The organism is Pseudomonas sp. TMW 2.1634, from assembly GCF_001703595.1.
Lineage (GTDB): Bacteria > Pseudomonadota > Gammaproteobacteria > Pseudomonadales > Pseudomonadaceae > Aquipseudomonas > Aquipseudomonas fragi.
Window position 1 is genome coordinate 22,895 of record NZ_CP016850.1, and the last position, 20,150, is coordinate 43,044.

11 protein-coding genes and 1 pseudogene are annotated in these 20,150 nt (G+C 57.9%); 3 read left to right on the forward strand and 9 right to left on the reverse strand.

The window, feature by feature from the left end:
- Nucleotides 1-31: 31 nt before the first annotated feature.
- Together BFC21_RS26440 and BFC21_RS26445 are read right to left on the reverse strand one after the other, a co-directional pair.
- Nucleotides 32-1,381, reverse strand: a complete 1,350-nt coding sequence (locus BFC21_RS26440; RefSeq protein ID WP_120266766.1) for an aminotransferase class I/II-fold pyridoxal phosphate-dependent enzyme — start codon at nt 1,379-1,381, stop codon at nt 32-34.
- A gap of 10 nt (nt 1,382-1,391) precedes the next feature.
- The gene (locus BFC21_RS26445) at nt 1,392-8,885 is read right to left on the reverse strand and encodes a type I polyketide synthase (RefSeq protein ID WP_120266767.1); all 7,494 of its coding nucleotides are present in this window, start codon (nt 8,883-8,885) and stop codon (nt 1,392-1,394) included.
- 411 nt (nt 8,886-9,296) lie between these two features.
- On the opposite strand from BFC21_RS26445, the pseudogene BFC21_RS27905 reads away from it, so the two are divergent.
- The 3 genes and pseudogenes from BFC21_RS27905 to BFC21_RS26460 form a co-directional block, all read left to right on the forward strand.
- Nucleotides 9,297-9,637, forward strand: a pseudogene (locus tag BFC21_RS27905) (TrmH family RNA methyltransferase); the annotation flags it as partial.
- Nucleotides 9,638-10,294: 657 nt separating this feature from the next.
- On the forward strand, nt 10,295-10,369 hold the full coding sequence (locus BFC21_RS27910; protein ID WP_371914969.1) for a hypothetical protein: 75 nt from the start codon (nt 10,295-10,297) through the stop codon (nt 10,367-10,369).
- A gap of 133 nt (nt 10,370-10,502) precedes the next feature.
- Nucleotides 10,503-11,356, forward strand: a protein-coding gene (locus BFC21_RS26460) for an IS5 family transposase (RefSeq protein ID WP_086005488.1) whose coding sequence is annotated in 2 segments (ribosomal slippage) — nt 10,503-10,844 and nt 10,847-11,356 — 852 coding nt in all. Because the reading frame shifts where the segments join, the coding sequence is not laid out codon by codon here.
- A gap of 502 nt (nt 11,357-11,858) precedes the next feature.
- On the opposite strand, the gene BFC21_RS26465 is transcribed toward BFC21_RS26460, so the two are convergent.
- Genes BFC21_RS26465 through BFC21_RS27365 form a run of 7 tightly spaced genes read right to left on the reverse strand, consistent with a single transcriptional unit; the run spans nt 11,859 to nt 20,138 of the window.
- On the reverse strand, nt 11,859-14,981 hold the full coding sequence (locus tag BFC21_RS26465; RefSeq protein ID WP_120266768.1) for a type I restriction endonuclease subunit R: 3,123 nt from the start codon (nt 14,979-14,981) through the stop codon (nt 11,859-11,861).
- Nucleotides 14,978-16,030, reverse strand: a complete 1,053-nt coding sequence (locus BFC21_RS26470) for a YhcG family protein (RefSeq protein WP_120266769.1) — start codon at nt 16,028-16,030, stop codon at nt 14,978-14,980. The genes BFC21_RS26465 and BFC21_RS26470 overlap by 4 nt, the downstream gene beginning before the upstream one ends.
- Nucleotides 16,027-17,424, reverse strand: a complete 1,398-nt coding sequence (locus BFC21_RS26475) for a TraX family protein (RefSeq protein WP_120266770.1) — start codon at nt 17,422-17,424, stop codon at nt 16,027-16,029. Before BFC21_RS26475 ends, BFC21_RS26470 begins: the two co-directional genes overlap by 4 nt.
- A gap of 10 nt (nt 17,425-17,434) precedes the next feature.
- On the reverse strand, nt 17,435-18,091 hold the full coding sequence (locus tag BFC21_RS26480) for a transglycosylase SLT domain-containing protein (protein WP_120266771.1): 657 nt from the start codon (nt 18,089-18,091) through the stop codon (nt 17,435-17,437).
- A gap of 10 nt (nt 18,092-18,101) precedes the next feature.
- Nucleotides 18,102-18,401 carry a TrbM/KikA/MpfK family conjugal transfer protein gene (locus BFC21_RS26485; RefSeq protein ID WP_120266772.1) on the reverse strand — a complete coding sequence of 100 codons (300 nt, stop codon included), beginning with the start codon at nt 18,399-18,401 and terminating at the stop codon, nt 18,102-18,104.
- A 10-nt stretch (nt 18,402-18,411) separates the two neighbouring features.
- The gene (gene trbL / locus BFC21_RS26490) at nt 18,412-19,935 is read right to left on the reverse strand and encodes a P-type conjugative transfer protein TrbL (RefSeq protein ID WP_120266801.1); all 1,524 of its coding nucleotides are present in this window, start codon (nt 19,933-19,935) and stop codon (nt 18,412-18,414) included.
- The gene (locus tag BFC21_RS27365) at nt 19,935-20,138 is read right to left on the reverse strand and encodes a hypothetical protein (protein ID WP_162939416.1); all 204 of its coding nucleotides are present in this window, start codon (nt 20,136-20,138) and stop codon (nt 19,935-19,937) included. Before BFC21_RS27365 ends, trbL begins: the two co-directional genes overlap by 1 nt.
- Nucleotides 20,139-20,150: the final 12 nt, after the last annotated feature.

The following is a 20,150-nucleotide window of genomic DNA, read 5'->3' on the forward strand; positions in this document are numbered from 1 at the left end:
GTTGAGTTAAGAATGTCGCTGGCGCTTTATCCTACAATCGCGCCAATTCCTCGGCGACGATTGCGACCGTCTCGGCAATTTCTTGCTCAGTATGCTCACACGAGATAAAGAACCTGACTCGCGCGGTTTTTTCCGGCACCGCTGGGTACAGAATCGGCTGAGCATTGATTCCCCGGCAGAACAATGCACTGGACAGCTGCGTAGCTTTGAGTGAACTACCGGTGATCACCGGAATCACCGCCAGCCCTGTGCTGGTCGCGACATCCAGCCCTGCCTCGCGGGCCAGGCGCAAAAACTGTTGGCCACGCGCCTGCAATGCTTGCACCCGGTCGTGATCGACGGCCATACGCCGCAGCGCGGCCAACGCTGCTGCAGCCACAGAAGGCGGCATACCGACACTGTAGAGAAAGCCCGGCGCCAAAAATTTCAGGTGTTGCACCAGCGCCGTTTCGCCTGCGATGTAACCGCCACAGCTGGAGAGGGTTTTACTCAAGGTGCCCATCCAGATATCGACATCGGTGCCCGCCAACCCGTAGTGTTCGCGAATACCCTTGCCGGTAGCGCCCATCACACCCAGCGAGTGAGCCTCGTCGACCATCAGGAACGCCCGGTGACGCTGCTTTATCTCTACGAAGCGCGGTAGATCCGGGTAATCACCGTCCATGCTGTAGATGCCCTCAAGCACCACTAACACGCGCTCGAAATGCTGACGCTGTTCGCCCAGTAACCGATCCAGCGCTTGCCAGTCGTTGTGGGCAAAACTCAAGCGACGAGCACCGGACAGTTTTATGCCCTGCAGCACGCTGTTGTGGATCAGCTCATCGTGCACGATCAAATCCCGCGGACCAAACAGGTAGCCGATGGTGGTGACGTTGGTCGCATGCCCGCTGACAAAGGTTATCGCATCGTCAACCTCATACAGTGCGGCGATGGCCTGCTCCAACTCCCGATGCAACGGGCGCTCGCCCGAGACCGCACGGCTGGCCGAGACCGACGTGCCATAGCAATCGATCGCTTCCCGCGCAGCGCTGGCAACTTCCGGATGCCCGGAGTACCCAAGATAGTTGTAGCTGGCGAAATTGACGTAACGCTGGCCTCCGATATCGGTCTGCGCACCGGCGAGGCTTTCGTGCAGTTTGAAGAACGGATTGACTAGCCCCATGTGCGTGGCGCTTTGCAGCATCACGCGCAGTTGCAGATAAGCCGGGTGTTGATCAAACCGGTAAAACTGTTCCGGCACCGCCGCCGCAGCCGCCTGCACACTCTGCAGTGACGGCCCGGCCACTCCCTCCCCGGCGCCACGCAGGCGTCGTTCAAGGGCCTGCTGGATCAACTTGTCTTTCATAGAAGCGGCCAGTGTGGAAGGCGGTTCGCTGCTCATGCCGTGGTCCTTAATCAATTGATCGGTCATTGCCTGCTTCGGATAATTGGGCAGCCTGTTCGGCGCTTAACTCAACGCCGTGTCTAGCCAGTGTGTCGCGCGCCATGGCGTGCTGATCGGCTTGTTGAGTGTGCGAATTACCGCGCACCAACTCGATGAGGCGCACGGTAAGCTTGTCGATACTCGATGACTCGCTGAGTTCCATCACTGCCAGGCGCACACCAAAACGTTCTTCGACGGCGACCACCAACTCCACACTCATCAAGGAGTCCAGCCCCAGTTCCTGCAAAGGGCGCTGACTGTCCAAGCGACTGACGGGCAGGCGCAGAATCTCGCTGATCTCTTGCTTGAGCAGTTCGCCGAAGGCTTCACGCAAGGCCTCGTCATCCAATTGCAGCAGTTGCCGGATATCGTCTGCACTTTCAGCGTCCGCCTCCACCCCGTCCAGAGAAGCGAGCTCGCTGAACTTGGGCGCTTGGGCGCTGGGGAGGAAACGCGAAAGGGCTTTCCAGTCCAGCTCCAGAATGCCAAGCCCGGAACGTTTATAGATGAGCATCTGCTCAAGGTTTTGCAGCGCTTCATGGGTTTTCAACGCGGACCCGCCCATGCGGCTCTGCAACGCTTGCTTGATGTCTTCGTTGCGCGCCAGAAACCCTGCGTCGTCAATCGGGCCCCACAGCACCACAGTGGCCGGGAGCCCCAGTGCCAGCCGACGGCGTGCCAAGGCTTCGAGCCAGTGATTAGCCGCCACGTAGCTAGCCTGGCCTGGGTTACCGAACAGGGTGGTTGCCGAGGAATACATGACGAAGAAATCCAACGGAAGGTCGCGGGTCAGCGAATCGAGGTGCTGTGCGCCCATTGCCTTTGGCGCGAGCACGCGCTGCACCTGAGACTGGTCCAGGTTACGGATCAAGCCGTCGTCGATGACCGTTGCGGCGTGTACAACGCCACGCAGCGGGTACGGCCCCCTGGCCAGCTCACTGAAGACTTCAGCCAATTGCGCGGCCTCGGTCAGATCGCAGGCGAGCGCCTGCACGTCGATTCCGGTTTCACGCCAGGCGGCCAGCATCGGTTGCGCCTCTTCGCTGGAAGCACCGCGACGGCTTAGCAACACCAGGTGACGTGCGCCCTTCTCCACCAGCCACTGTGCGGTGCGCAGGCCGAAACCACCCAGGCCACCGGTTACCAGGTAGCTGGCATCGGGGTTCAACTGCAGACCTGATGTGACCTCCACACGTGGCTGCACCACGGAGTGAAGTGGGTTGCGATACGTCACCACTACTTTGCCGATCTGACGGGCCTGCTGCATGTAACGGAACGCTTGCTCGACGTCATTGGCATCGAACTCATGGTACGGCAACGGGCTGAGCACACCTTGAGCGAACAATGCCATCATGTCTGCAAAGAGGCGACGGGTCAGTTGCGGACGCTCGCTCATCAGTTGATCGGCATCAATGCCGAAATAGCTGATGTTGTTGCGGAACGGCCGCAGGCCAATCTTGGTGTTCTGGTAGAAATCACGCTTGCCCAGCTCAAGGAAACGGCCGAAGGGCTTGAGCACCTGGAAGTTGCGATTGATCGCTTCCCCGGCAAGCGAATTGAGCACCACATCCACACCGCGCCCATCGGTTACTGCCATGATTTGGTCGGCGTAGGACAGCGAACGCGAATCAAAGATATGCTCCACGCCCATCAGCCGCAGGAAGTCGCGCTTCTCATCTGACCCGGCCGTGGCATAGATCTCGGCACCGCACCACCGGGCAACCTGGATCGCCGCAATCCCAACGCCGCCGGCAGCGCCGTGTATCAGGATTTTTTCTCCAGGTTCCAGGCGCGCCAAATGGTGCAGAGCGTAGTACACGGTAAAGAACGTGCTAGGGATGGTCGCTGCCGCTTCAAAAGACATGCCTTGCGGAATGCGCGCCACCGCATTCGCATTCGTCACCAGCGACGTCGAAAAGCTGCAGGGGCCAAAACCCACCACGCGGTCACCCACAGCAAAGTCGCCTTCTACGTCGGCGCCTTTGCCGCGTACGGTGCCGGCGAATTCAAAACCCAGGGTCGGGCCGGAGAAGCCGTTCTCAATCGCCTCGTCTGACAACAAGCCCAGCGCGTACATGACATCGCGAAAGTTCAGCCCAGTGGCTTTGACGTCAATGTCCAGCTCATCAGCTGCGGGAACGGGCAGTGGCCGTGACTCCCAACGCAAATTGCGCAACTGCCCCGGCAGATCAAAGCCCAAGCGCGCAGCGCTAAGCGCCTCGCAGCGGTTGCCGTCCTGCCAATGGCCCGGCCGCAGGCGCAGGCGCGGGACGAAACGTTGCCCGTGTACATCAAGCGCCATTTCAGTTTCCTCATCGCCGGCCAGCAGGGCTTGGGCAAGGAGCGCAGCGCCAAGCGCATGCGGGATGTCTAGCAAACGAACCCGTGCGTGCGTGCTTTCGTTGGCCAAGGTACGGCCAAAGCCCCACAAGGCAGCATCGGCAATATCGAGCGATACAGCATCGGCGCCCAACAGATGGGAGGCAGCGCCGTGTGTCAACAACCATAGGTTGGGATTGATGCCACGGGCTTCACAGGCCTGACTGAGATTCGCCGCGAGCATGCAACGCTCGGCTTGCGCGTCGAGCCCGGCGGAATGGCCCAAACCGGCCAGCATGACAATTTGTGCCGGCGCCGACATTGCGTCGAGCGCCTGCGGTTGCAGCAGCGACACACTTTGGCCCTGGGCACGCAAGGCATCAGTCAGTGCTTGAGCCAACTCCGCATCGGTGCCATCGTTGCTCGCCAGCAGCAACCACTCCTGTGTCGCATGGTAGACAGCGGGCAACGGCTGGGCGCTACCAGTGGCGACGATCAGGTAGCTGCCGCAGGCGGTGCCCGGCGCAAACTCCAGCGGCTGCATGCACTGCAACCCATGGCGCTGCAGCTCCTGCGTCCAGAAAGCTGGCCGCTGATGCGCTGCCAGCGCAGCCTGGCCCTCGGCGACCAACCACCAATCAGGCTGAGCAGCAAATACCAGATCGGCCCAAGTAGACGGCTGCTGAGCCAGCAGCAAGACCTGTGCGTCGTCGCTCACGCAGCCAGATGCGAACTGCAGGGCCTGGCTTATGCGATCCAGAGGTGCCAGGTCGGTCGGCGCCAAAATCAGGTCGAATCGCTGATACTGGCGCTCAGCCTGTTGCCGTGCATCGTTGAACATGGAGACCTTCAGGGCCGGGAACTCGGCCTGCAGCCACTCCACCGCCTCGATGTCGTCGGCGCAATAGTGATAATCGACCCGGTCGAAATCCAAGGTCTGATACAACGTTACCGCCAGCGGACTCGCGCTAAAACCCAGTTCCAGAATGCGCAGGCGCTGCCCTGCCGCAAGGCTTTGCAAACGCAGCGCGATAAACTCGCCGACACCGTTGAGCATCGAGTGATAACCCGTGGCCCCGAGGACCAGGCGAGCCAGCGCAGCGCGCGAGGTTTCACGGGGAGTCAAGTCTTGCAGCGCGATCTCACCCTTGAGCAAAGCCGCCAAATGCGTGCCGATGCGGCCGACCGAATGGATGATCTGGAAGTGTTCCGGGTAGCTGCTTTGCAAGGCCTGCCAGATGATCTGCGCCGAAGGCTGCGCAAGCGGGCCGGCCAGTTGCCAACCACCATCACAACTGACCTGCAAGCTGCCACTCACCACCCCGTGCATCAACAGGCGATCAATGAAGTGGCCGTGCGTCGGGCTGTGGGCAGACCATGCGTCGCGCTGGGCAACGCTGATCGCGCCGCCGAGCTTGGCAACTGCCTCGCAGAAGAAGGCATCGCAAAGGCTGTCCAGCAGCGGATCGACTTCATTAACATAACGGGCCAGTCGCGGCTCGTCGGCAAGACCGGACACTGCGCGCTGCAACGACTCGAATAGAGCGATCGGGTTCCCGACACCTGGGCCAACAGCGCCGTGCAAAGGCTTGGCAATGCCCACGGTATCGACGCGTTTGACATCTCCCTGACGATCACGCTGCAATCGCACGCCGCGAAAGCGCGCGTTCTTGATGACGACCACGGCGCGGCCGTCGGAATCGAACAAACTGAAATCAGCGAGCAGGGAATGCTCGGACGCCTTGACCAATTCGACCTTGGCCAGAACGGCAACACCGGCATCGACGGCAAAGGCTATGCGCCCCAGTTTGACTGGAATGAACGCCAGGCCACGGCGTAGCCCCGGCTCATTGGCGAGCAACTGGGTGATCAACTGAAACGCACTGTCGAGCAGGGCGGGATGGAGATTGAGCGCACCCATTTCCGCCTCAATGCTCGCCGGTACGCTCAAGCGCGCAAGCACTGTGGCATTTTCGATCCAGCCGTCCTCGACCGCCTGATAGGCCGGACCATAGTTCAAGCCAACGCCTTGCGTCAGTTGCAGGTGTCCGTCGCGAGTGAAGTCCACGCGACGCGCCGGAAGCATCGGTGCCTGAACATCCAACATGACACCGCGCGCTTCACCGGGCAACCGCGCCACGACATGCTGGACCCACGCGTCGGCTTCGCCGGTACTGCGCGAGGTCACCTGCAAGGTTCCGTCACTGTCATCAATCCGGACCCGCACCTTCTTACTGTGCTCGGCACTGAGGATCAGCGGGCTGTGAATCTCCAACTCTTCAATGTCGACGAAGATACCGGGTTGATACTGCAGCGCTGCGGCCAGCGCAAGCTCGGTGAAGCCTGCGCCTGGAAACAGGACCGAGTCGCCGACCTTGTGGTCTGCCAGCGTCGGAAACAGCGCAGTGTCCAGACGATTTTCCCAGAGCAACGCCTGGTTAGGCACGACATAGCCGAGCAGTGGGTGTACTCGCTCGCGGAAAAGTGCACCGAGCGCCTCGGGTGTAGTCGGATGCCAGTGACGCTCGCGCTGCCACGCATAATTGGGCAGACGTACTTGGCGACCGACCACAGGGAAGAGCGCGCTCCATTGCGGTTCGATACCCGCGATCAACAGCTTGGCCAGGGTACGGTCGATCAGCACTTGACTGTGATCATCACGTAACAGGGTTTCAATAACGACGCCGGGGCGCTCATGCCTGTTGAGCTCATCCAAGACATAACTACGCAGGATCGGGTGCGGGCCGATATCGACAAACACGTTGAAGCCCTGTTCTACCGCGGCCCGACTCGCGCTCTGGAACAGCACCGGATGCCGGATGTTCTGCCACCAATACTCGGCCGCGAGGGCTTCGCCTGCCAGCACGCCACCTGTGACCGTCGAATAAAAAGGAACCCGGCTGGTTTGCGGCGTGATGGCCGACAGTGCCTGGATCAGGGGCTGCTGAATCGGATTCATGGCAGGCGAGTGGAAGGCGTAATCCAGCGCAAGGCGACGCACGAACACTTGACGCTCGGTCAATAGCGCTTCGATTTGCTCAAGCGCTGCGACGGGACCGGCAATGGTGGAGCCTTTGAAGCTGTTTTCGGCGGCGACAACCAGTTGCCCCTCCAAGCCGAGGCTATCGATCAATAGGCTGACTTGCTCGGCAGCCAGGCCCACAGCGGCCATTTGGCCATGGCCGCGGGTGAGGCCTTGCAGGCGACTGCGTTGGTAAATAACCAGGGTCGCGTCAGCCAATGTCAACGCTCCACAGGCCCATGCTGCGGCCACTTCGCCGACGCTATGGCCCATGACGCCAGCGGGTTGAAGACCGCGTTTTTCAAGCATGCGCACTATGCCGACTTGCAGGGCAAACAATGCTGGCTGGGCGAACTCGGTCAACGCATAGCGCTCTTCCCCCAATTCGCCTGCCAGCTCTGCCGCCAGTGAATAGCCCGCCAGCGGCACGAAGAACGTATCGACCTCGGCGACCGCCGCGGCAAACGTGGCATGAGTGAGCAGCGACTTGCCCATACCTTGCCATTGCGAGCCGTTCCCGGAGAACACCCACACGGGCACACTGGCATACTCCAGTGCACGGCCGGACTCGATGACCGAAGACAGCTTGTTCAACGTCGGGTCGGCGGCGAAATCTACCAATGCCTGGGCTGCTTCATCAGCCTGTGCCGAGATTACGACTAGGCGCAGCGCGTGATGATCCCGGCGCAGCATGGCGTGGTAAGCGGTACTGTATAGCCCGTGAGCAGGATGCAACACCAGGTGCTCGGCGAACAGCTGGGCATTGGCGACGAGACCGGTTGAGTCTTTGGCACTGAGCATCAACGGTACTTTGATCGGCACAGCGTTGCCGGGAAGCACCTGTGCAGGTTCGTAGCTGCGCAGGATAACGTGGGCGTTGGCCCCGCCGAAACCAAACGAATTAACCCCCACGACCAATTCACCTTCAGGCTTCAAGGCACGATTTTCAGTCACCACGTCCAGGTTCAGCTCATCGAACGCAATAGCTGGGTTGAGCTGTTTGATGCCGATCGTGGCCGGAATCTGACGGTGTACCAGCGTCAGTAATGCCTTGGCCAACCCAGCTACGCCCGAAGCAGCCTCCAAATGACCCAGGTTGCTTTTCACCGAACCAATTGGCAACGGTGTGCGCCGCTGCAAGGCGAGGGCCTTGCCAATCGCCAATGTCTCGATAGGGTCACCCACCGGGGTCCCTGTGCCATGCGCTTCCAGATAATCGATCTGGTCGGCACTGATGCCCGCCTTGGTGTATGCGCTTTGGATCAGATTGATTTGCGCCTCAGCGCTCGGCAGCGTCAGGCTGGATTTGCGTCCGTCGGTGTTGACCGCGCTGCCGGCAACGATCGCCAGAATCGGGTTGCCATCCGCCACGGCCTGGTCGTAGTCCTTGAGCAAAAACAACCCGCCCCCCTCGGACCGCACGTAGCCATCTGCCGACGCATCGAAGACATGGCATTGGCCGGTTCGTGACAGCATCGAGGCTTTGGAGAACACCAGAAAGCCGAACGGGTGCAAATGTAAGCTGATTCCGCCCGTAACTGCCTGGTTGATGTCACCATTGCTGATCGCCTGGCACGCTTGGTGGAACGCTACCAGCGAGGATGAACACGCGGTATCGATAGACATGCTTGGGCCGCGCAAGTCATAGAAGTAGGACAACCGATTGGCGACAATGCTGGACGTGTTACCAGTAGCAGAGCCTGCATCGATGGCGGCCATGTCCTCAGCTAAGCGATAGCCGTAGTCGACACTAGCCACCCCCAGATAAACCCCGCAGTCACTGCCGCGCAGGCTGGAAGGTTTTATACCGGCGTTCTCAAATAGTTCCCAGGCCATTTCCAGCAGGATGCGTTGCTGCGGGTCCATGCTGCCGGCTTCGCGCGGCGAAATGTTGAAAAAACCGGCATCAAAACCGGAAATATCGCCGAGCGTACCTGCGGCGAAGGTATACGCCGTGCCTGGATTTGCCTTGTCCGGATGAAGGAACTCAGCGTGCGACCATCGACTGGTATCGGCTTCAGTGATGAGATTGCGGCCGTGCAATAAGGCTGGCCAAAAAGTGCGTTCATCGGCACCCGGAAAACGACAGGATGCCGCTACCACTGCAACTTTTTTAGACATTGCTCAACCCATTCCCTTCAGTTGCTTAAGTACACTTAGTGCGCGCGCTCACGCACGGGAAGCGTACTTTCCACGTTTCACATTAAATAAAATTCAGACTTTCTCATTCAGAACGGCATGCAGCCAACGCTCCTCCAGCGAAAAAATATCATCTTGCTCGCTGAGACTCGGTGCGTCTTAGCCACCCAGATTCTGAAAATGAGGCAGCGCTCGACGTTAAAAAGACGCAAATGATTACACATTAAGTGGTGATGGTGTAGGAAAGTACCTACTCATTCGCATGAAACCTGATGCCTTGCGCCCCTTCAGGCGTGTGAAGAAAGCCAGTGCCAGACTTACACGCCCATTTGAAAAAAACGTCGCGATCCATGCCCCGCGTGATCGGCGTTTTTCTGCAAGACGCCTTTACTCGTGGGTTATAAACGCGACAGCTGCGTCGGTCTGTATAGTGCCCCCACAACGGAGGTTCGGTGGTGCGTGCTGCTGGCTGCTAGGGCGTGGCGTCGGTGCTCTACAGCGGAGCGCGTTACGAGCGCGCAATATTCCATCATCAATACCAAGACACGACATCAACGGCCAGAAAAAGACCCTGCCTTTGGGTTGCAGCCGGTCACGGCGGAGTTAGTGGAAGGCGCCCACCTAATGTCCGAATAGACTCATCCCAATTGCGCGCTGTATATCTTCGGACCTGAAGACGGTTCGACGAAGAAGAGATTCACGACTGGCGCAACGATGCGATCTACACCCCGAGCAACTCTTGGTAGAACTTGAGCCAGAGTCCTTCGAACGATTTGATCAGGCTCACGCCCTTTTGCGATGTACGCATATTTTTCTACGGACAAAAACAGCCTCCGCTCCGACGCTCGAAAGAGGCTGCTGCATAGTGATCCCCATCATTTTCCACTTCCAAAGAAAACCCCGAACAAGGCCGGGGTACTTTTTAGCGATGGCACAACTTTAGTGCTACGCCAGGATAAATACTCTACAGGGAGAACATCACCTTGTACTTCCAGCCCGAACACACGGCCCATATACTCACCAGCATAAATATAAGCGCCACCTGTAACGCGATTTTTGAAATGCTAGACATCGGATCCTTCCTGAGCTGTGTTGGCTTTACCTGAACATAAGACTATTTCAGCATGATTGCAATCAATCATGGCGCGCATCAGCCACGCATTACGTGGCACCTGATGATTGGATGCACAGCCAACTCCGGCACCGCCAAGTCACCAGCGCGCTGGTCGACGTATCCAGATCTTCCGGTCGCGATCATAACCTTCCGCTAAGCAAAAGAGGCGCGCACATGGCGGGCTATATTGATATGTCCACTAGGCAGTTATATCAAGGCGAAGCATGCCCTTGCGCATTATACCGGCTATCTGTTCGCCAACTGCCGCGCCAATCGCATGAAAGTGCTGGTGCATGACGGCTGCGGCATATGGCTGCCGGCGCGCCGGTTAACCAGGGCGGAACTCCACTAGCCTTGCATTTGCCACGGTTCTGAGATGGAACTGGATACTGAGCAACTTCAAGCATTGGTGCTAGGCTCTGTACGTAAACCCAAGAAATACGATTTTCTGTAAAATACACCGCCATTAAAGCCAGGAGGCCAAGATGGCAAAGCGGTATGAACTCCCCGACGCAGCCTGGGATCTGGTTGCAGATATCTTCACCAAAAATCAGCGCACCGGGCGCCCTCGGGCCGATGATCGCCTGATGCTAAACGGTATTCTCTGGGTGCTTTGCTCTGGCGCAGCCTGGCGAGACATGCCCGAACGATTCGGCCCTTGGTCAACGATCTATCAACGGTTCCGGGGATGGCGTGATTGCGGAGCTTTTGATCAGATGCTCAAGCGTCTTCATATCCGATTGAATGAGCAGGGTTTGATTGACTTGGAAACATGGATGATCGACTCCACTGCCGTACGAGCAACCCGGGCCTCATCAGGTGCCGGGAAAAAAGGGGATTTGAAGAACCGCAAGACCACGCGCTCGGGCGCAGCCGGGGTGGCCTGACGACCAAGATTCACATGCTGTGCGACGCCAATGGTGTGCCTCTGCGTTTCCTGTTGTCAGGCGGACAAGCCAGCGATATAGCCTATGCCCAACCGCTACTCGATCAGGCTTGCATACCCAGCCTGCGCGGTCGCCCACGCAAGCGTTGCCGCTGGTTGCTGGCTGACAAGGGTTACGACGCTGAAGCGCTGCGCCAGTATTGTGATCGTTATCGCATGCAGCCAGTCATTCCGTTGCGAAGCATGAAGCGCAAAACCAAGCCAGGATTGCCTCGACTTTTTGATCGCCCCAAATATCGGCAGCGCAACATCATCGAACGCATGTTTGGCTGGCTGAAGGAGAACCGTCGCATCGTGACGCGCTTCGACAAGCTCGCAACAAGTTTTGCGGCGATGGTCTCATTGGCCTGCGCTATGCGGTGCTTGCGACAATACTTTACGTACAGAGCCTAAGAAGTCTCTGTGCCGTTCTGGAGTCGTCAAAACCATCAGGATTTTTCTCAAATGACATTTTCGTCTCTTTAAATGGCAAAGATTTTTTACCGATATAACATTATTGGCAGTTTGACGCTACTCATCGGCGGCTGGTCTGTTCACTGACTGCTTTTGGGCCGATTTCTGCCTTTGGCCAACGGCAGCTATGGGTCCAGGCTGTGTGAAAACGTTTTAGAGCAAGTTTGACAGTCGGAATCGGAACGAAAATCGCGTTCCTACGCAAATTTCAGGTCTGCTGACCTACCCAAACGCTGGCAGATTTTACGTAGCAACGCAGACTTCAAAACGGTGTATGCGTTTTCACACAGCCTCGGTCGAGAGCTGCTGTCGCTCCACGCCCTGACTTGTCGCTTAATTCCTAAGTCATACGACACCTTTTAAGGCAGATTCATTGCCAGAGAAAAGGTGTCGCATGCTTCTGTCTCGCTGTCCCCTACGGACAGGCTCGATGAGCTCACGCCTATAGCCACGCCTCACAGAGCATTTCCGCCTGGTTGAGCACTAACTGCGCCGCTTCCTCGGCTTGATCCGGCGGGTACTTGTACTTGCGCAGAATCCGCCGTACCAGAATGCGCAGTTTGGCCCTCACGCTTTCACGGCTGCTCCAATCGACGCTGACATTAGCCCGTAGGCTAGCGGTCAGTTCGTGGGCAATTTTGGCCAGGATCTCGTCGCCCAGTTCGCGCACCGAGGCCTCGTTGTTGGCCAAGGCATCGTAAAACGCCAGTTCGTCATCGTTGAGCCCAAGCGCATCGCCACGCTGGCTCGCGGCGGCGAACTTCTTGGCCATTTCGATCAGTTCCTCAATGACCTGGGCGGTTTCGATGGAGCGGTTTTGGTAGCGTTTAATCACATTGGCCAGCAGTTCGGAGAACTTCTTCTCCTGGGTCAGGTTAGTGCTGTAACGGCTTTTGATTTCGCCTTCGAGCAGACGCTCCAACAGCTCTACCGCCAGGTTCTTCTCGGGAAGATTGCGCACCTCGGCGAGAAACGCGTCGTCGAGCAAGCCGATATTGGGCTTGTCCAGGCCGACTGCCTCGAAAATGTCTACCACCTCACCGGAGACCACGGCATTGCCGATAATCTGGCGGATGGCCAACTCGCGCTCTTCGTCGGTTTTCTTTTTGGCGCTGACTTCACGTTTGATCAAGATCACCTTGATCGCCTGGAAGAATGCCACTTCCTCACGGACGGCTTTGGCTTCATCCAAGGTGCAGCACAGGGTGAAGGCTTTGCTCATGGCCAATGCAGTATCGGCATAGCGCTTCTTGCCGTCCTCCAGGCCCAACACATGGTTGGCGGCCCCGGCGAGCAGCTTGTGCCCGCCGGTGAGAAAATCGCTGCAGTCGAAACCATGCAGTAGGCTGCGCAGGACGTCGAGTTTCTCCTCCAGCACTGAATAGGCTTCATGGGCATCCACGGTCGGTCGGCCTTTGCCTTTGCTGCCGGTGTATTCCTTGAGCGCAGCTTTCAGCTCATTGGCGATACCGATGTAGTCGACCACCAGGCCGCCCTGCTTGTCCTTGAACACGCGGTTAACCCGGGCAATGGCCTGCATCAGGTTGTGGCCCTTCATGGGCTTGTCCACGTACAGGGTGTGCACGCAGGGCGCATCGAAGCCGGTCAGCCACATGTCACGGACGATCACCAGCTTGAGCGGATCGAGCGGATCCTTGAAGCGTTTTTCCAGGCGCTTTTTGAGCTGTCCTGAATAGATGTGCGGTCGCAGCAAGGCCTTGTCCGATGCGCTGCCGGTCATGATGACTTTGATCGCGCCTTTCTCCGGATCTTCGTCGTGCCATTCTGGACGCAGAGCGACGATCTCGTTGTACAGGTGCACACAGATCTCGCGACTCATGCCCACCACCATGGCCTTGCCGGGCATCTGCCCCATGCTCACCAGCCCCTGATTACGCTCCTCAAAGTGGGTGACCAGGTCGACCGCCACGCTTTGAATCCGAGGCTCGGCCCCGACCACCTTTTCCAGGGCGGCCCAACGGCTTTTCAGGCGTGATTGCTGGTCGTCTTCTTCATCTTCGGCCAGCTCATCGACCTGATCGTCGATCGCGGGCAGCTCGCTGTCTTTCAAGGACAATTTGGCCAGACGCGATTCATAGTAGATAGCGACGGTGGCGCCATCTTCAGTGGCCTGCTGCATGTCGTAGACGTGAATGTATTCACCAAACACCGAACGGGTGTCACGGTCTTCGCTGGACACCGGGGTGCCGGTAAAGGCCACGAAAGTGGCGTTCGGCAGTGCATCACGCAGGTGCTGGGCATAGCCCACCTGGTAACGGGTTTGGCTCTCGCCGGACTGTGCCCCCTCCGAGGTTTTCAGCTCGGCGCCAAAACCATACTGGGTGCGGTGCGCTTCGTCGGCGATGACCACGATGTTCGCGCGGTCGGACAGCACCGGGAAGGTGTCTTCATCCACCCCCGGCATGAACTTCTGGATGGTGGCGAAGACAATGCCGCCACTTGGCCGGTTGGCCAGTTTGCTGCGCAAGTCACCGCGTGACTCCACCTGGACAGGTTGTTCACGCAACAAATCCTGGGACAGCGAGAACACCCCGAACAACTGGCCATCCAGGTCGTTGCGGTCGGTGATCACCACGATGGTTGGGTTCTCCATCGCGGCTTCCTGCATCACCCGGGCAGCGAAGCAGGTCATGGTGATGCTCTTGCCCGAGCCTTGGGTGTGCCAGACCACCCCGCCTTTATGGCTGCCGCCGGGACGCGAGGCGCTGACTACTTGTTGGATAGCGGCGCGCACGGCGTGGAATTGGTGATAGCCGGCAATCTTCTTTACCAGCCGGCCGTCATCCTCAAACAGCACGAAGTAGCGCAGGTAATCGAGCAGCATCTTCGGTGCCAGGGCACCGCGTACCAGGGTCTCCAGCTCGTTGAATTGACCCAGCGGGTCAAGATCTTTACCGTCGATAGTGCGCCAGTTCATGAAGCGTTCGGCATCGGCCGACAAGGAGCCCATGCGCGCCTCGCTGCCGTCGGCGATCACCAGAATTTCGTTGTACTGGAACAGGTCCGGGATCTGTTCCTTGTAGGTCTGGATCTGGTCGAAGGCTTTGCCCAGGTCGGCGTTCACATCGGCCGGGTTCTTCAGTTCCAGCAGTACCAGCGGCAGGCCATTGACGAACAGGATGATGTCCGGACGCCGGGTGTGTTTCGGCCCCTGGATGCTGAACTGATTGATGGCCAGCCAGTCGTTGGCTTTCACCTCAACCCAGTCGATCAGGCGCACGAAGTCGCCTCGGGTTTCACCGTCTTTTTGGTACTGCACCGGTACGCCGCTGACCAACAGGCGATGGAACAAGCGGTTGGCCGACAGCTGTACCGGCAGGCCCAGTTCGAGCACCTGCTTGAGCGCATCTTCGCGTGCGGCCAGCGGCACCTTGGGATTGAGTTTGGCCATGGCGCTGCGCAGGCGCTCGACCAAGACCACCTGACGGTAGTTGTCGCGCTCCGGGCTCTCGCCGTCATAGGCGATAGTCGGGCCGTACAGGTGGGTGTAGCCCACCTCTGCCAGCCAGCCGAGGGTTTCCTGTTCCAATTGGTCTTCGGTCATTCCACTTCACTTCCTGTGTTCAGTTCACCGGCCAGCTCCGCCTCGATCTCGGCAATGCTCGGCAGATTTCGGCCCAAGGTGTCGGGTAAATCGCGCAGCAATTGGTATTCGGCGACGCCGATGGGTTTGTCGATACCCGACAACGCGTACTCGGCCACCAGGCGGTTTTGCTGTTTGCACAGGAGCAGACCGATGGTGGGTTTGTCGTCTTCGGCTTTGATCTGTGCATCCACCGCCGCCAGGTAGAAATTCAACTGGCTGGCGTGTTCGGGTTTGAAGGCTGTCGCCTTGAGCTCCACGACCACATAGCACTTGAGCCGAGTGTGATAGAACAGCAGGTCGATAAAGAATTCATCACCACCGACTTCAAGGCGAAACTGCCGGCCGAGGAAGGCAAAACCGGCTCCTAACTCCAGTAAGAAACGGGTGATATGACGGATCAGCCCTTCTTCGATTTCGCGTTCCTGAGCGTCATGGCCCAGGCCAAGAAAATCGAACAGGTACGGATCTTTTAGGGTTTCCTGGGCCAAGGCCGAATCCGCGGCGGGCAGGCGGCTGACAAAGTTGGTGACTGCTGAGCCTTGGCGTTGCTGCAGACGGCTCTTGATGTTCAGTTCCAACGTGCTGCGTGACCAGCCCTGCAGCACGGTTTGTTGCGCATACCACTCGCGCTCGGCAGGACTATCCAGCTTGGTCAGCAGGGTCACCACATGGAACCAGGGCAATTGGTCAGCAGGCTGCTGACCAAATTGGCGATCCGGGCAATGCTGAGCGAAGAAGCGCATGTACTTGAGGTTGCTGGCTGACCAGCCCTTCATCTCCGGAAAAGCATCCTTGAGGTCGCGGGCCAGGCGCTCGATGACCTTGGCACCCCAGCCATGGGCCTCCTGGCGCTGTTGAATCTCGCTACCGAGGCGGTGATACAGCTGCACCAACTCGGCATTGACGGCCAGCGCCGCCCGCTGCCGGGCTTGAGTAATGTCGCCTTTCAGCTGAGTCAGCCAGTCGGCGTAGCCCTCTGGCAGTGCGGGAATCGTTCCCTTGCTCATGCACAAATTTCCTCGACCATCACCTCGGCCTCCGGCAGACGCAACTGGCCGGAGATCAGCCGGGGCAGTAGGGTATCGCGGAGTTGGGTGAGGGTTTGGGCTTGGTGTACGTTGGCCGTTATCTGGTCAAACATAGGCTGCACCGCATCTGAAAACGCGGCTACCAACTCAACGGGAGGTATCGTAAGTGCGTAATCAGACAAGTCCTTCCAGTTCACACGCGGCATTTTTGCGCCATTGGATAACCTGTCTGCATATGTAACTAATTCGGCGCTAAATAGGTGCATCGCCACAAATCCGTAGTAACTCATCAGTTTGGATTTGCAGACGAGAATATCCGTTGAACAGACCCCAGCGAACGGGGCTATCACAACTTTGTGAAAGTAAGGGCGCAACTTACCGAACAGGATATCGCCTTTTTCAAAGCAAGATTTCGCACTCTCCAATCTGTCAGCAGTTCCCCAGCTGTCGAGTCCAAGCGATTGCCGAGGAATGTGCTCCAAGCCGACGTACAAGGTATCAACCGTCATTGAGTTGGGTTGAATCTGCTTGCGTGCAGTCTCTGCAACGTTACCGAGCACGCCAACCCGCCACCCCCTCGGCACCAATCCCAGCCCCGACTCTTCGAAACTGTCGGGAAACAGCGCAGCGGTGGCCGCGTCCATACCTCCCGGCTCAAGCCCTTCCGCCTTGGCCCGCACCGGGTCGAAATCGACGAACCAGGATTTGAACAGCGCCTGGGCGATGGCTTCCAGGGTGCCGTTGGTTTCACGTAGCAGAGCAATGCGGTCATCGAGCGCCCCCATAACAACAGCGATCCTTTGGCGCTCGGGCCCTGAAGGGAGAGGAATTGGGAGTGCTCGAAGATCCTTCAGGTTAATCGTCGTCTGAACAGTGGTATTAGCTCGACTTCCGAGAAGATGTTGTGACAGTGGAGACCTAAGGCATAGTGCTATCCATTCAGGCTCGATATCTTGCACGGGATGGATCACAGCAACAGCTCTTGCGACATTGAAGCCACTTAATGCTTTGGAGGCCACTGCAACTAGGGTAAAGAGGATATTCAGCGGCCACCAACCGTTGACCAGGCCCCCGAGTGCCAGGAATGCCGGTGAAGCCAAGGCGCCGAAAACAGCCAGGCGAATCATGGTGCGGCGATAGGCGCCGCTCTCAAGCGCTCCAGGACGAGCCAGGTTGTACGCCAGAACAAACACGAACAACGGCATTGTCAGGCGGCCAGCGTCGTACAGCCAGGCTACGGTGTCGTTCAAGAGGTATTTGTTGATGTGATCGCCAATCATCAACACCAGGGCGAGCCATTTCAGCGCCTCGATGGTGCCATTGGCAATTTCCGGCCGAGGCCAGGAGGCGATGCGAGCTGCTATCTGATTCATGGCCCCTACCCTATTTCACCATTCCAGGTGCGTACATATCTGCCAATGCGCGTTCGGCTGCCTGGTTGTAGGTTCGGTGGTGGGTCACAGTGACTTTTTTCGGTGCCGCCTGGACAGGTTCCGCCATTGCCGTGATCGCGGCTTGAGTAATGGTTACAGCCTTTTCCTTTGGCGTCCCTTCGACCGTCGCCGTGCCGGCGACGATGGCCGGTGCGCCGGCTGCATTCGGATCGTAGGTAACGAAGCGTTCAGACAACCAGGTTCCCCACTTTTCAGCCCTTTTCATCAGATCGGCCCGATACGGCGCATTGTATTGGGGCGTGCGTGAATGGTAGTTAGCTGCGCGCGTCCACAAATCGCCGGAGTCATTGCGGATATGACCACGCAGCCGCCACGCGGCCAGGTCATAGGAGTAGCAACCCGTCTGCGCAACGTCATCAGCCGTAATGCCGTATTGACGCTCCAGATCGCGCAGGTAGGCGGTATTGAACTGCATAGCTCCTACGTCATCAGTGCCGTTGGAATTTCTCACCCGCTGGCCTGGTTTGCCGCCTTCTTTTTCTGCCACGGCGAGAACCAGGTTCGCGGGCACCTCGTACTTGATGGCGGCCGTAACGGAGCAAACGACGCGCTCTTGCATTTGTGGTGGCAGATCAAGAAATGGCATATGTCTTACCTCACATCCGAACCTTGCCGTATTTATCGGCAATCTTGTCACCCCAGCCATTGTCACTTTCGCACTGGTTAACAAACTGCCTACGCGCATCCTGAGTTGCATCAGGTTTGAACTTGCCATGCTTCTTTTTGACAATGCTGAAGAAGTCGTTAACCGGGCCGTCGCAGCCGTCAACGGTGCCCTGCCCTTGCAGCATTCCAGCCATGCAAAGAACGGTTTCGCATGGGTCTTTAGCGAAAGCCGGTGCGGCTTGGGCTGCTAAAGCGATAGTAATTAACGTGGCACTAATAACTTTTCTCATGTTTATGTCCTTATGCTTTACCGTTAACGAATGCGTTAATTTCATCATTGTTGTTGCCGCCACTACCCACGCTGTCGCCGTCGAATTGAGGGGCTACGTCTGGCGCTGGATTGGAGTGTTGAGCAACTACGTCGCGGGCTTCCTGGAGGGATTGTTGCTGATTGATTGCAGCAGCCTGCGCCATGGTTTGTTGGTCTGCGCGAGCCTGGCCGGCAGTACCATTGATTTCAGATGCGAGCTTGCCGCCCACGGTGTTGCTGACTCGCTCATTAGCTGCGGCTGCCATCGAGGATGCTTTTGCAGATAGGCCCTCTTTCGCGCCACTTGCCAAGCTGCCAGCCATATCAGCCGCGAAGCGCCCAGCGGTGCCCATAGCCTGACCAAAGCTAGAGCCGCCACCGCCACCGCCACCGCTACCGCTGCCACCGCCGCCCTCAGATCCGCCGATGTTGCCAGTGTCACCAGCGCCGCCACCTTCGCCGCTGCCACCACCGCCACCACCCATGTTCTCTTGGGCGGATTGGAAAGCGGCCTTGAGTGCAGAGCCTGCACCTGCGAGGTTAGCGGCACCGCCCAAGGCCATAGACGCACCTGCGCTGGCAACACCTGCGGCGATACCAGCGGCGGCGACGGCTGCGCCCATAGCTGCACCGGCACCAAAGCCACCGACCCCGCCAGTAGACGCACCACCAACGATCCCGGCCAGCATTGGAGGGATTTTGTTAGTTAGATACAGCAATACCACTGCGGTGATACCCAGCACGCCCAGCTCTTTTAGGTTGATGCCTTCGCTCATCCCGGCGTATGCCTGGTCAATAAAGGTCTTACCGATACCAACAAGAAGCACCATCCCCATGAGCTGGGCACCAATCCCCAGGACTGTTTTGTAATAGGTGATAGCTATATCGGAAGTCCAGCGGGAACCGCCGAAGCCAAGAAAGACAACTCCGCCGTACATAAGAATCCACGCTGAAACAAACAGCAAAAGCATGTTTACGGCCACAAGTGCCAGCACGACCAGGACACAGCCCGAAATTATAATTGCAGCGGCGCTGTCTACCGGAGAGAACGACGATGATTCATCAAGAGCTTTGAAAAAGATGTCAAAGCCAATATCGGTGATTCCAGATGGCGTGAAGCTCGACGCTCCCCCTACTGCGGCTGAGCCCATCATCCACATGCTCTTGATAACGGCGTCAGATATTGCAGGGCCATTCAATAGAATCCAGTAGAAGAAACCAAGTGTGCCAAAGAAACGAATGGTTTCAGCAAAGAACTCACCAATGTCCGCTTTACGCAAGATCATCATGCCGTAAGTCCAAACCATACTTATCAGAGCTAGCCCCCAAAAAATCCAGGAACCATAGGACACCATCCTGGCACCCCAGGCGCTTGCGGCTTGTTGATATTTTCCCATCACCGAGTCCATGATTCCGGTGTCAGCAGCCGCAAGCGCTACTTCGGGGATGAGAAACAAGCCAAGTACGGCTAGTGCCGCCGCACAAGTGGCTTTTCCTGGCTTGGTCATTTTCATCATTTTTTCTCGCTATCCATTGACCAGGTTTTCGGCTGGCTGCGAGTAATATTGCCGTCCTGGCGCGGGCACTTGGACGCATCACTGGCAGTTGCCGGGTTGGAGCAATTTGGACTGGCTACTTCGTCCTTTTCCTCCTTGCAGCCGCTAACGGCTGCAACGAGAACTAATAGGGACGCAGTTACAAGGCGTTTGATTTGCATAAATACCCCTTA